Source organism: Streptomyces jeddahensis, from assembly GCF_001642995.1.
GTDB lineage: Bacteria > Actinomycetota > Actinomycetes > Streptomycetales > Streptomycetaceae > Streptomyces > Streptomyces jeddahensis.
Genome location: NZ_LOHS01000095.1, coordinates 18,037 through 30,627, shown reverse-complemented (window position 1 = coordinate 30,627; position 12,591 = coordinate 18,037). Strand labels below are relative to the sequence as shown.

The 12,591-nt window shown below is 72.2% G+C and carries 9 protein-coding genes and 1 pseudogene; 7 read left to right on the top strand and 3 right to left on the bottom strand.

Translation table 11 applies throughout. The features are described 5' to 3' along the window. Positions 1-386: 386 nt before the first annotated feature. Entirely contained in the window at positions 387-1,565 is a 1,179-nt protein-coding gene (locus tag STSP_RS22380; protein WP_067281013.1) for a Cmx/CmrA family chloramphenicol efflux MFS transporter, read from the top strand. Beyond that, positions 1,469-1,786 (top strand): annotated as a pseudogene (locus STSP_RS37360) (leucine zipper domain-containing protein); the annotation flags it as partial. The gene STSP_RS22380 and the pseudogene STSP_RS37360, both read left to right, overlap by 97 nt. 26 nt (positions 1,787-1,812) lie before the next feature. Here the strand turns inward: STSP_RS37360 and STSP_RS41015 are convergent. After that, complete coding sequence (locus STSP_RS41015) at positions 1,813-4,107, bottom strand: hypothetical protein (protein WP_157902883.1); 2,295 nt, start codon at positions 4,105-4,107, stop codon at positions 1,813-1,815. Between the two features lie 336 nt (positions 4,108-4,443). Beyond that, complete coding sequence (locus STSP_RS22370) at positions 4,444-5,826, bottom strand: transcriptional regulator (protein ID WP_067281008.1); 1,383 nt, start codon at positions 5,824-5,826, stop codon at positions 4,444-4,446. A gap of 328 nt (positions 5,827-6,154) precedes the next feature. Between STSP_RS22370 and STSP_RS22365 the strand changes: the two genes are divergently transcribed. The 3 genes from STSP_RS22365 to STSP_RS22355 all read left to right on the top strand — a co-directional run bounded on the left by STSP_RS22365 (position 6,155) and on the right by STSP_RS22355 (position 9,458). Continuing rightward, entirely contained in the window at positions 6,155-6,832 is a 678-nt protein-coding gene (locus STSP_RS22365; protein WP_067281054.1) for a bifunctional DNA primase/polymerase, read from the top strand. 185 nt (positions 6,833-7,017) lie between these two features. Next, positions 7,018-7,806, top strand: coding sequence for an ABC transporter ATP-binding protein (locus STSP_RS22360; protein ID WP_067281006.1), 789 nt, complete (start codon positions 7,018-7,020; stop codon positions 7,804-7,806). Then, positions 7,803-9,458, top strand: coding sequence for a transporter (locus tag STSP_RS22355; protein ID WP_067281005.1), 1,656 nt, complete (start codon positions 7,803-7,805; stop codon positions 9,456-9,458). Before STSP_RS22360 ends, STSP_RS22355 begins: the two co-directional genes overlap by 4 nt. Before the next feature lie 120 nt (positions 9,459-9,578). Here the strand turns inward: STSP_RS22355 and STSP_RS22350 are convergent, their stop codons facing one another. Continuing rightward, on the bottom strand, positions 9,579-10,871 hold the full coding sequence (locus tag STSP_RS22350; RefSeq protein ID WP_078067404.1) for an ABC transporter substrate-binding protein: 1,293 nt from the start codon (positions 10,869-10,871) through the stop codon (positions 9,579-9,581). Between the two features lie 117 nt (positions 10,872-10,988). Here STSP_RS22350 and STSP_RS22345 point away from each other — a divergent pair, with 117 nt between their 5' ends. Beyond that, positions 10,989-11,489 (top strand): SCO4402 family protein, encoded by a 501-nt coding sequence (locus STSP_RS22345; protein ID WP_067281000.1) that lies wholly within the window; start codon positions 10,989-10,991, stop codon positions 11,487-11,489. Between the two features lie 213 nt (positions 11,490-11,702). After that, positions 11,703-12,584, top strand: a complete 882-nt coding sequence (purU, locus tag STSP_RS22340) for a formyltetrahydrofolate deformylase (RefSeq protein ID WP_067280998.1) — start codon at positions 11,703-11,705, stop codon at positions 12,582-12,584. Positions 12,585-12,591: the final 7 nt, after the last annotated feature.

Sequence of the window (12,591 nt, the reverse complement as noted above, 5' to 3'; positions counted from 1 at the left end):
GGCCGCCGGTACGTCCGGCCGGCTCCCTCCTCGGAGGGACCATGGCCCGCGGGTCGTCTGCGTTCCGGCGGGTCCCTTCCCTCCCCCGTCCCCTGGGTGTCGGCCATCAGAGCGTTATGAGGCTAGGTGTTGCGGACATGACGTTGGTGACACAGGCCTGGTGAAACCGAGATGCCTCGACGGGCATCGGTCGAGTAGCGTGCGGGCCATGTCGAGTCCTGAGTCAGACAAGGTGGGGGCTTTCGGTCACGCCGTCAGCCCCCTGAACCCCTGACCTCGTAGCCCTGTCGTCGCGCTGCATTCTGTGGTGGGACGAGTGTGCGCTTGGGGCTGGCCGCGGTGACGAGATGACCTTCTCGTGCTTCTCCTCACCTCGGAGCCACTCGATGCCTTTCCCGCTGTACCTGCTTGCCATGGCGGTCTTCGCCATGGGCACCTCAGAGTTCATGCTCGCCGGCCTCTTGCCGGACATCGCCTCAGGTCTTGACATCACAGTCGGGACAGCAGGCATGCTCACCCCGGCCTTCGCGATCGGCATGATCGTCGGTGCCCCCCTTGTGGCCGCGCTTGCCCGCAACTGGCCCAGTCGCTCCAGCCTTCTCGGGTTCATCCTCGTTTTCTCTGCAGCTCACGCCGTGGGCGCCATGACCACGAGCTTCCCGGTCCTGTTCGCTACCCGGGTCGTCGCCGCGCTCGCGAACGCAGGGTTCCTTGCCGTCGCTCTGACGACTGCCGCCACGCTGGTCTCGCCCGACAAGAAGGGACGTGCGCTGGCCGTGCTGCTGTCAGGCACGACGGTGGCCACGATCGCCGGTGTCCCTGGTGGGTCGGTACTCGGCACGTTGCTCGGCTGGCGGGCCACATTCTGGGCTGTCGCCGCTCTCTGCCTGCCCGCAGCTCTCGGCATCCTGAAGGGGATCCCAGCAGGACGTGTGAAGGAGGAGGCGACTGGCGGGCCGGCCTTGCGAACGGAGCTCGCCCAGCTCACAAGGCCGCGGCTGCTCCTGGTGATGCTGCTCGGTGCGCTGGTGAACGCGGCAACCTTCGGAAGCTTCACCTTCCTCGCCCCCGTTGTGACCGACACCGCCGGGCTGGGCGAGCTGTGGATCTCTGTCGCTCTGGTGCTCTTCGGTGCCGGTTCCTTCGTGGGCGTCACCGTCGCCGGACGGCTGTCCGACCAGCGCCCTGCCCTAGTCCTCGCAGTCGGCGGTCCTCTGCTGCTCATCGGCTGGCCGGCCCTGGCCATACTGGCCGACAAGCCGGTCGCTCTGCTCTGCCTCGTCTTCGTCCAAGGCGCACTGTCGTTCGCGCTGGGCAGCACGCTGATCACACGGGTCCTCTACGAGGCGGCAGAAGCCCCCACGATGGCGGGCTCCTACGCGACCGCCGCACTCAACGTCGGCGCCGCCGTCGGCCCTCTCATCGCCGCGACTACCCTCAGCACCACGGTCGGGGACCTCGGGCCGCTGTGGGCAAGCGGGCTCCTGGTCGCTGTCGCGCTGCTCATCGCGTTGCCCCTCCGCGCTGTGATCGCAGCTGGCCGAAGCACCGAGGTGCTCCCGTGACGCATGCGAACGCCCCCCTGAACATCGAGGGACGCCGAAGGCTCGTGGAGCGCTGCGGCAGCCGCCCGATCGCGCATGTCGCCGCCGAGGCCGGCGTCTCCCGCGCCTGCCTGTCCAGGTGGAAGATTCGCTACGACCAGTACGGCGAGGCCGGGCCGATGGACCGCTCGAGCGTTCCGCACTCCTCACCGACCCAGACCCCGCCCGATGTCGTCGAACGGATCGAGCACGCTCGTACGGCTTGTGGTCAGAGCTGGAACGGCTTGCGTTGCGTCAGGCCGTACTTCGATGCGATGGCGTTCCAGAGTGCGGCGGCCTTGGTCTTCTGTGCGGTGGCCGTGCCGCTCGCGCGGTTGCCCGCGCGCTGGTGCGCGGTGGTGCGGGCCTGGCCGTCCTTGCAGCCCTTCTTGCCGGCGACCTCCTGGGCCCATGCCGCGTAGTGGTTGTCCGCCGAAGCGGAGGCCTTCCAGGCGCCGTTGAGGGCGGTGGTGAGCTGGGCGTGGTTGGGGAGCTTGTCGACGGAGAGCGCCGCGAGACGTGTGACGAGGTCGTTGCGCTGCTGCGCCGCGTTCCGCAGATCGGTGGCGGCCTGGCCGAGGTTGTTGCATGCCTTGACGTCGGCGACGGCCTTGATCACCGCGTCGCGGCTGTTGTTGCTGTCCGCGAGCAGCTTGTCGAGTGCGACAGCCTGTTCCTTGGCGGGGTCGGTGGTCGGTGACGCGGACTCGTCAGCGGCGGGCGCGCTCGCGGACACGGTCTTGCTGTCGTCCTTCGTGTCGTCGCCACCGGAGCCGAGGAGGGCTCCCGCGCCGATGCCGAGGACCGCGATGCCGATGCCGGCGGCTGCGATGAGGGGCAGCTTCGAGCGCGTACGGCCGTTGCCGCCCTCGGACGCCTGGCGCGCGGCGGCCCGCCCGGCTCCGGCCTCGGGAGCGGCCGCACCGTAGTGACCGCCCGTGGCCGTCGGCGGCTGGAAGCGGGGCAACTGCTGGGTGGCCGCCGCCCCTTCGGGTTGCGGATCGGCACGGAAGAGGCTGTCGAACTCGGCCGGGGTCGCCGGCCGGTCGCCCGGAGCGCCGGGCCGGATGCCGTACGGGGCGCCGGGCGGCGGTGGGGGGACGGGGGCGATGTACTGCGTGGGTTCGCTGTCGGGTCCGTTCCCCGGGGTCGCACCGCCGTGGGGCGCGCGTCCCAGGTACTGGGTGGCGTCGGCGGCGACCTCGGGCGGCAGCGCACCGGGGGCGACCGGCGGGATGTACTGCGTGGCGCCTTCGTCGAAGCCCCCGGCAGGTCCGGCCTGTGCACCGGCGCCCGCCACCGGCGGAATGTACTGCGTCGCCTCGGCGGCCGTATCGACGGCGGGCGGGAGGGGCGCGCCGTGCGGCGCCGCCTGTCCGGCGGGGGACGGCGGAGTGCCCTGCCCGTGGGGCGGCTGGGGGCTGTTGCCATGCCCGAGCTGCCCGGGCTCGGGCCCGCTGCCGGCGGTCGGCAGCGGGCTGCCTGGGCCGGGCTGGGGGAGCGGGCCGCCTGGACCGTGCTGGGGGACCGGGACGGGGCCCGTTGGGCCTTGCTGGCCTGGCTGCGGAAGCGGACCGCCGGGCGCGGCCGCGGGAAGGGTTCCGCCGTGACCGGCCGGGGGCAGTGCCCCGGTCTGGTCGGCTTGCGGGAGAGGGCCGCCGTTCCCGGCCGGGGGAAGGGCCCCGGCCTGACCAGCCGCGGGAAGTGCCGCGCCATGACCGGTCGTGGGGAGTGCGCCGCCCGGACCGGACGTGGGAAGCGTCCCCCCCGGCCCGGTCGCGGCAAGTGTCCCGTCCTCACCAGCCTGAGGAAGCGTAGGAAGCGTGCCGCCATGGCTCGCCTGTGGGTGCGGGCCTCTCTGGCCCCCCTGGGTGCCCGCGGCAGCGGCCCCCGGACCTGCCTCGGGACCGACGCCGTGCAGCGCCGTACCGAAGCTGGCCGGCGGGGCCGGAAGCGCCCCGCCGTACCCGGCGGCCGACGGCAGCGGCGCACCCGGGAAGCCGCCCGCGCCTGGAGCGCTCTGGTCAGCGGCGGGGAAGGCGTTCGTCGGGTGCAGCGGTTCCGGGCCGCCTCCCGGCTGCTGGGGGCCCGGGCCCTGAACCCCGGGGTGCGGTGCGCCCTGGTACGGACCCGGCGTCGGCGGCTGTGCCGCACCCCCGGCGCCCCAGGGCGCCGAGGCCGGAGCGGAGGACGGGGCCGCGTCCGGAGCCGCACCCCAGCCCGGCACGCCGCCCCCATGCGGTGCGCCCGGCACCCCGGCGCCGGGAGCACCCTGGCCCGCGGCGGCCCCCCACTCGTAACCGGACGAACCAGACATCGGAGGTGCCGGCGGGGCGGGCGGGGCAGGCGGCGCCTGCTCGGGGCCCCACGGCTGTCCCCACGGGCGGCCGCCGGGCGGGGCCGTCTGGTCGCCCGTGGTGCCCGGCAGCAGCGGCTCGCCGCCGTCGGCGGGCAGCACGATGCCTTCTCGCACGGGCCGCGCCGCGGGAAGATGCGGCTCCTCGCCCTGTCCGCTCTGCGTCACCGGGACTCCTACGACTGGGGTACTTACGGAATCGTCGGTTCACGCTACCGGGTGGCCCCACGGCGATGCCATGCAGCTCAGGACGTTACTGCGGCCACACCGGGCTCACACCGGCCGCAGTAACAAAACCTGCGGGCCCGGCGCTGTATACGCCCCCTTCACCAGCCCTCTTCGTGCCCCCTCTGTATGCCGCTCGGGCCCGCGGGCGGCACGCGCCCGCCTGCCACACGCCGCCCGCGCGGGCCGCCGTCGCCGCCGCGCGGGCGGTACACGCGCGTGCCACACCGCCCTCCCAGGGCCGCCGTCGCCGCCGCGCGGGCGGCGACGCCGCGCCTCTCACGCAGCCTGCAGCTCCAGCCGCGCCCCGAACTCCCGTACCACCGGCTCGTCGCGGTACGGCGCCAGCCGCTCCTGGAAGTCGTCCAGGTACTCCGCGCCCCGGTTCGACCGCAGCCCGCCGAGCAGTTCGATCGCCCGTAGCCCGGTGTGGCAGGCCTGCTCGACCTCGCGTTTCTGCACCTGTGCCGTCGCCAGGAGTACCAGCCCGATGGCGCGCCGCCGCACGCGGGACTGTGGGTGCTTGGCGAGGGACTCCTCGGCCTGCCGCGCGGCGGCGTCGGGCTGCCCCAGATCCCGGTGGCAGTGCGCCAGTTCGTCCGCCAAATACGCCTCGTCGAAGTGCGCGATCCACGCCGGGTCGTCGCCGGAGCCGGGGTCGGCCTGCTCCATCGCCGAGACGGCCTTCCCGATCACGACCTGGGCCGCCCGCGCGTCGCCCATCAGCGCGTGGCCGCGGGCCTCGGCGGCGTAGAACATGGCCTGCGCGCGCGGTGTGACCCGGCCGCGGGCGCCCTCCTGCGCGGCACGTGCGAGCTGCGCGATCTCGCGGGGGTTGCCGAGCTGGGCGGCGAGGTGGCTCATGGACGCGGCCAGCACGTATCCGCCGTAGCCGCGGTCGCCGGCCGCCTGCGCGAGCCGCAGCGCCTGGATGTAGTAGCGCTGCGCGAGCCCCGGCTGGCCCGTGTCGATCGCCATGTAGCCGGCCAGCTCCGTCAACCTCGCGACTGCGGCGAAGAGTTCGCGCCCGACGGCCTCGCGGTACGAACCGGCCAGCAGCCCGGACACGACGCTGTTGAGGTAGTGGACGACGACCGGCCGCACGTGCCCGCTGCCGTACTGGTGGTCAAGGTCCACCAGCGCCTGGGTCATCGACCGCACGGCGGCCACGTCGGCGGGCCCGACGCGCGGTCCGGCGGCCCGCGCCACCTGCGGGTCCGGCGCGGAGATCAGCCAGTCCCGGCTGGGCTCGACGAGTGCGGACGCGGCGACGGACGAGCCGGAGAGGAAGTCCCGGCGCCCCACGTCGCTGCGGTACAGCTCGCAGACCTGCTCGATGGCGCCGAGGACGGTCGGCGAGAACTGCAGACCGACACCGGCCGCCAGGTTCTTGCCGTTCGCCATGCCGATCTCGTCGATCGTGACGGTCCGGCCGAGCTTGCGGCCCAGCGCCTCGGCGATGATCGCGGGCGCCCGTCCGCGCGGCTGCTGCCCGCGCAGCCAGCGGGCCACCGACGTCTTGTCGTACCGCAGGTCGAGCCCGTGCTCCGCGCCGCACATGTTGACGCGGCGGGCCAGGCCCGCGTTGGAGCAGCCGGCTTCCTGGATCAGCGCCTGCAGCCGTTCGTTCGGCTGTCGCGCGACGAGAGGCCTTGCGGCCATGGCGTGTACCCCCTGTTGTCTGCGGTTCGCCTCCGGCGCGCCCCTTCGGCTCACTCGCTCTGTGGCTCCGGTGCCTGCCCGTGCACCGGAAGAGTCGTGTCCGCGAAGATCAATGCCCCACGAACAAACGGAAGATGCGGGATATAAGAGATATGCCGGGGTAAGTGCTGTTGACCCCACAGCTGCCTACCCGTCCCCTGGCGCCGATCCCCATGCGCGCCCCGGCCGTGCACCCGTGCGCCCCGAATGAAGGAACGATGCGCCGCTGTACGGGGTGTGGCGGCCGTAACCCCTGTGGACGACCGGAGTTGAGGCCGTCGTGGATGAGATGACCATCGGAGTGACGTCAACCGCGCAGATCCCCAAACAGCGCGGAGCAGCCCACGACACGGCACGCGGCACCTCCCTGCTGGAGGCCGCCGTGAGCTATGCGGAAGAGCGCCACTGGGACGTGTTTCCCGGCACCTGGCTCGAGGCGGTCAAAGGCACCCAGCGGTGCTCCTGCGGCGACCCGGCGTGCGAGGCGCCCGGCGCGCACCCCGCCCGCGAGGACTGGCCCACGCAGGCGACCGGCAGTGCGTCGGCCGCGCGCCGCCTGTGGTCGAAGCAACCCACGGCATCGATCCTGCTGCCGACAGGGCGCTCGTTCGACGTGCTCGACGTGCCCGAGACCGCCGGCTTCCTGGCGCTGGCCCGTATGGAGCGCATGGGGCTCACGCTCGGCCCGGTGACCCGCACCCCGGACCGCCGGATGCACTTCCTCGTCCAGCCGGGCGGCGCGGCGAAGGTCACCGATCTCGTACGGAAGCTCGGGTGGTCGCCCCTCGCGCTGGACCTGGTCGCTCGCGGCGAGGGCTCCTACGTCGCTGCGCCGCCCACGCGGGTCGGTGGACGCGGGGCCGTTCAGTGGGCCTGCCGTCCCACCGTCTCCAATCGGTGGCTGCCCGAAGCGGAGGAGATCATCTCGCCGGTGGCGTATGCGTGCGGGCGGGACGGCAGGCGCTGAGGCCGTGCCCGGCTGAGGCCCCGCCCGGTTGAGGCCGCGGCGGGGCCTCAGCCGGTTGAGGCCGCGGCCCGCCTCGGTTCATCGGGCCCGGAATTCGGCCCGAGGACCCGGTCGAGCACCGTTGCCGCGACGGAACCGCCGCCTCCACCCGTATCGTGCTGGCAGAAGCGACGGGAGGCCGGCGAGTGGTGGACGAAGCGGCGGGCGTGCCTGCGGTGCGCGTGCAGGGGCTGTGGAAGCGGTTCGGGGAGCAGATCGCGGTCGCGGGAATCGACCTGGAACTGCCATCGGGCCGCTTCATCGGCCTCGTAGGGCCCAACGGCGCGGGAAAGACGACCACCCTGTCCATGGTGACCGGTCTGCTCCGCCCCGATCACGGCACCGTCGAGGTCGCCGGTCGCGACGTATGGCGCGACCCCGCCCAGGTGAAGGCCCGCATCGGCGTGCTTCCCGAAGGGCTGCGCCTCTTCGAGCGGCTCTCCGGGCGCGAACTGCTCTCCTACACCGGCAGGTTGCGCGGCCTGCCCGGCGCCGAGGTCGACAAACGCGCCGCCCAGCTCCTCGACGTACTCGACCTCGCAGGAGCCCAGCACAAGCTCGTCGTCGACTACTCGACCGGCATGCGCAAGAAGATCGGGCTGGCCGCCGCGCTGCTCCACAACCCCGAAGTGCTCTTCCTCGACGAACCGTTCGAGGGCGTCGACCCCGTGTCCGCCCAGACGATCCGCGGGGTCCTGGAGCGCTACACGGCCTCCGGCGCGACCGTCGTCTTCTCCTCGCACGTCATGGAGCTCGTCGAGTCGCTGTGCGACTGGGTCGCCGTCATGGCCGCCGGACGCATCCGCGCCCACGGCACCCTCGAGGACGTACGCGGAGAGGCGGCATCGCTGCAGGAGGCCTTCCTCGAACTCGTCGGCGCCGGCGCCCGCACCGCCGGATCCGATCTCGACTGGCTCGGCGGCGGCGCCCGATGAGCACCCCAGCGACCGCAGCCGAGGGCACCGCCGCGGAGTCCCTCACCTCCGTCTTCGTACGACTGAAGGTGTCCCTGCTGCGCAACGGACTGAGGCAGTCCGCCGGGCGCAGGGCTGCCTACGTCGCCTCCATGGTCGTCGCCCTGCTCTTCGCCGCGCTCCAGTTCCTCGGCCTCATCGCGCTGCGGGGCAACGCGCACGCCGCGGCCGTCGGCGTCCTGCTCGTCGCCGTGCTCGCGCTCGGCTGGGCCGTGATGCCGCTGTTCTTCCCCAGCGGCGACGAAACCCTCGACCCCACCCGCCTGGTGATGCTCCCGCTGCGGCCCGCGCCTCTCATACGGGCTCTGCTGGCCGCGTCCCTCGTGGGCATCGGCCCGCTGTTCACGCTCTGCCTCGCGGCGGGCGCGGTGATCGCGGTCGCACGCGGCGCGGCCGCCTTGGCGGTCGGCTTCCTGGCGATCGCCTTCACGCTCCTCGTCTGCGTCGCCCTGGCGCGTGCCGTCGCCGCCGCCAACGTGCGGCTGCTGACCAGCCGCAAGGGCCGCGACCTGGCCGTACTCAGCGGACTCGTCGTGGCCATCGGCGCCCAGTTCGTCAACTTCGGCGTCCAGCGACTCGGTTCGTCCGGCGGTCTCGCCCCACTCGAGCCCTTCGCCGACGTACTCCGCTGGATCCCGCCCGCGGCGGCCGTCGACGCGGTCGACTCGGTCAGCGACGGCGCGTACGCCACCGCGCTCGCCCAACTCGCCCTGACCGCCGCCGCCCTGGCCGCGCTGCTCTACTCCTGGCAGCGCAATCTGACCCGCCTGATGACCTCCCCCGACGGCTCGACGCTCGGCGCCGCGGGGCCGACGAGTGACGGCGTACGCGGCTCGACGGGCCTCGCCCGCCTCCTGCCTTTCCTCCGGGCCGACGCCCGGGGCGGCACCCCCAGCCGCACCGCCACCGTCATGGAACGCAGCCTGCGCTACATATGGCGCGACCCCAAGACCAAGGCGGCGTGGATCACGTCACTGGCCATCGGCCTGATCGTCCCGCTCTTCAACGCGCTGCAGGGCACCGGGTCGGTCTACTTCGCGTGCTTCGCAGCGGGAATGCTCGGCATCCAGATGTACAACCAGTTCGGCCAGGACACCTCGGCCTTCTGGATGGTCGCCATGACGATCTCCTCCACCCGGGACGCCTACCTCGAACTCTGCGGCCGCGCCCTGGCCCTGCTGGTGGTCACCCTGCCGTACGCGACGCTGGTGACCGTCCTGACCACCGCCCTGCTCGGCGACTGGCGGGCTCTCCCCGAGGTCCTGGGGCTGTCCTTCGCCCTCCTCGGCGCCATGCTCGCCACGGGCGCCTGGTCGTCGGCCCGCTTCCCGTACTCCATCCCGCAGGAGGGCTACAAGAACGTGGCCCCCGGACAGGCCGGCCTCGCCTGGATCTCGATCTTCGGCGGCATGGTCGCGGCGGCCCTGCTGTGCGCCCCGGTGCTCGCCCTCACCATCTGGCTGCACGTCGCGGGCGCGGACGCCTGGACCTGGCTGCTGCTGCCGCTCGGCACGGCGTACGGCGCGGGCATAACGGCTCTGGGCCTGCGCCTGGCCGCACCCCGCACGGCGGGACGGCTGCCGGAGATCCTGGCGGCTGTCAGCAAGGGGTGAGCGCGCCGGCGGTCGGCGTGCGGTGAGCCGTCGCAGCGCCCGCATGCGGTGAGCGGTCGCAGACGCCGAGGCCGGCTGCCCGGGTCCCGCCGGCCGGTCCGGGGACCGGGGACCGGTGCGTCAGCTGTTCTCCAGCGTCTTCGCCATGTCGACGAAGCCCTTCTGCGCCGACACCATGCGCCCCTCGCTGACCTTCTGGAAGGTGACGTACGCGTTGACCAGGCGCGGGAAGTCGCGGACCGCGATCATGTCCTCGAAGCGCCAGCTCAGCGTCGGCGTGAGGCCGCCGGTCTGGACCTTGAGGCCGTCGTCGAGGGCGTCCCGGACGGTGTTGGCCGTCACCTCGCCGTCGCCGAGCGACTCGACGGCCTGCTTCAGCACGGTGTAGGCGATCCAGGTGGTCTGCACGCCCGCGTCCGTGGGGTCGATCCGGTTGTCACCGAAGGCGTGCTCGTTGATGACCTTGCGCATGGTGTCCCAGCGGCGGTCGCTCGACACGGGGTACCAGCCGGTGAGCGAGGCCCCTTCGTACACGCCGTTCCTGCCGCCCGTACGGTCGATGAGCGACTGGTCGACGGAGCCGAGCACCGACGCGATCCTGACGGCCGGATACTCGTCGCGGGTGCGCCGGAACGAGTCGAAGAAGGTGTCCGTGCGGTCGCCCAGGGCGGCCGTCACACAGCCCTTGGTGGCGAGGTCCGCGCTCGCCCGGGCGAGGGCCTGACGGGCCTCCGGCGTGTAGTCCGTGGCGTCCTCGACGGCACGGACGTCGCTGGCCTTGCCGCGGCCGCCCGCGGCGAGGCCCGCGTCGAACAGCGCCGGCAGCTGGTCGCCGGCGATCGTGTCGGGGCGTACGAGGGAGACGCGCGAGCACGCCTGGGCGAGCTGGCGGCCGAGGCCCGCCATCAGCGCGGGCTGGCCGCCGTTCACGGGGTACGACAGCGGGCTGGTGAACTCCTCGTCGGTGATGCCGTAGCCGCCGATGTAGGGGATGCCGGCGCCCTCCAGCGGGGCGAGGAAGGAGCGGCCGAACTGGCTGTAGGACCCGACGACCGCGACCACGTTCTTCTCGACCGCGCGACGGGCGCAGTCCTGGGCGCCCACGGTGTCGTTGTGGTCGTTGCAGGTGATGACCTTCAGTTCGCGGCCGCCGATGCCGCCGTTCGCGTTGACCCAGCGCGCATACGCCAGCGCCATGGCGGGCATTCCGGGCTTGTTGGTCGCAGCGGTCTTCTCGGGCGCCATCGTCATCACGGTGACGGGCTCCCTGGAGCCCCCCGCAGCCCCAGGGAGAACGCCGCATGCGGCGAGGACGGACGCGCAGGCCACCAAGGCCCCGGCGGCGAGCAGGTACGCCTTGGCCGGGCGGGGAGGAGTGGGATCGGATGGGCTCATGCGTCGCCTGCCAGTCATGGGCACGCACGATTCCGCCGCATCTCTAACCCAGACGTGATCTTGGGTCAACGGACGGTGACGCCTGGGTGAATTGCGGGGGTCGGATCGGTCGACCGAACGGGGAACGTACGATCGGTGACCGTGCAAGGTTCGGAGAAGTCTTCCCGTCGCGGCCGCCGCTACACCACCATGGGCGGCATGCCTGTGAACGACATGCCGTGGTGGCGCTGGCGCAGCAATGTGCGCTCTGCGCTCCACATGCTCTCCGATCCCGTCTTCCAGCGGGACGTCTGGCTGGCGGGCGTCGAGGGGTACGGGGACGTCACCGACGCCGTGTACCGCCTGGTCGAGGACACCTGGCTGGACAACTGGTCCGCAGAGAAGTACGTGGGGACGATCTTCCGCGACTCGCAGGAGGCGGCCCTCGTGGACACCGCGGTGCTGCGCGTGCTCCGGATCATGCACCAGGTGGGGCCCGACGCGCCGGTGTCCGCGTATGTCGACCACCACGGGTGGCCGGAGGCGGTGCGGGCCGCGAGGGACGCGCACGTGCGGCTCGCGGTGAGTGACGGGGACGACCCGGACGCGCCGCCGCGCACGCTCGAGGTGCTGCGGATTCTGACCCGGTCCGCCTGAGAGTCTGGCGGGGTGCCCGTGCTCCGTCGGGGCCTCAGTGGCCTCGGGGTCAGCGCCCATGGCCACGCTTGCGGTCGAAGCGGATCGCCTCTGGTTGCACTCCGTGTCCGACGAGACGCGTTCCGTTGAGGGCTCACCTACCGCCTGCCGGCCCTTGAGACGCCGAGGAGGTGGGATTGCCCACCGCTGGGGCTGCTGTGGGACCCTGGCCGCATGAGTGAGCAGTCGGCTGGGTCTTCCGTGTCCCCTGAGCAGTACGTCCTTACCCTCTCGTGCCCGGACAAGAAGGGCATCGTGCACGCCGTGTCGAGCTATCTCTTCATGACCGGCTGCAACATCGAGGACAGCCAGCAGTTCGGCGACCACGACACGGGACTGTTCTTCATGCGGGTCCACTTCTCGGCGGAGGCCCCGGTGACCGTCGACAAGCTGCGGGCCAGCTTCGCCGCGGTCGGTGACTCCTTCCAGATGGACTGGCAGATCCACCTGGCCGAGCAGAAGATGCGCATCATCCTGATGGTGTCGAAGTTCGGGCACTGCCTGAACGACCTCCTCTTCCGCGCCCGCATCGGCGCGCTGCCCGTGGAGATCGCGGCGGTCGTGTCCAACCACACGGACTTCGCCGAGCTCGTGGCGTCGTACGACATTCCGTTCCACCACATTCCGGTCACGCGGGACACCAAGGCGCAGGCGGAGGCGCAGCTGCTCGAGCTGGTGCGCGCCGAGAACGTGGAACTGGTGGTGCTGGCCCGCTATATGCAGGTGCTCTCCGACGACCTGTGCAAGGCGCTGAGCGGGCGGATCATCAACATCCACCACTCGTTCCTGCCGAGCTTCAAGGGCGCGAAGCCGTACCACCAGGCGCATGCGCGCGGTGTGAAGCTGATCGGCGCCACCGCGCACTATGTGACGGCCGACCTCGACGAGGGGCCGATCATCGAGCAGGAGGTCGAGCGGGTCGGCCACGGGGTGACGCCGGAGCAGCTGGTGGCGATCGGGCGCGACGTGGAGTGCCAGGCGCTGGCGCGCGCCGTCAAGTGGCATGCGGAGCACCGGATCCTGCTGAACGGGCACCGGACGGTGATCTTTGCTTGACGGGCGC

Excerpts from the sequence above, each read along its gene's own strand:
- STSP_RS22365 (WP_067281054.1), top strand. The coding sequence starts at position 6,155 with ATGACCATCGGAGTGACGTCAACCGCGCAGATCCCCAAACAGCGCGGA.
- STSP_RS22355 (WP_067281005.1), top strand. The coding sequence starts at position 7,803 with ATGAGCACCCCAGCGACCGCAGCCGAGGGCACCGCCGCGGAGTCCCTC.
- STSP_RS22350 (WP_078067404.1), bottom strand. The coding sequence starts at position 10,871 with ATGACTGGCAGGCGACGCATGAGCCCATCCGATCCCACTCCTCCCCGC.
- purU (WP_067280998.1), top strand. The coding sequence starts at position 11,703 with ATGAGTGAGCAGTCGGCTGGGTCTTCCGTGTCCCCTGAGCAGTACGTC.
- STSP_RS22370 (WP_067281008.1), bottom strand. The coding sequence starts at position 5,826 with ATGGCCGCAAGGCCTCTCGTCGCGCGACAGCCGAACGAACGGCTGCAG.
- STSP_RS22380 (WP_067281013.1), top strand. The coding sequence starts at position 387 with ATGCCTTTCCCGCTGTACCTGCTTGCCATGGCGGTCTTCGCCATGGGC.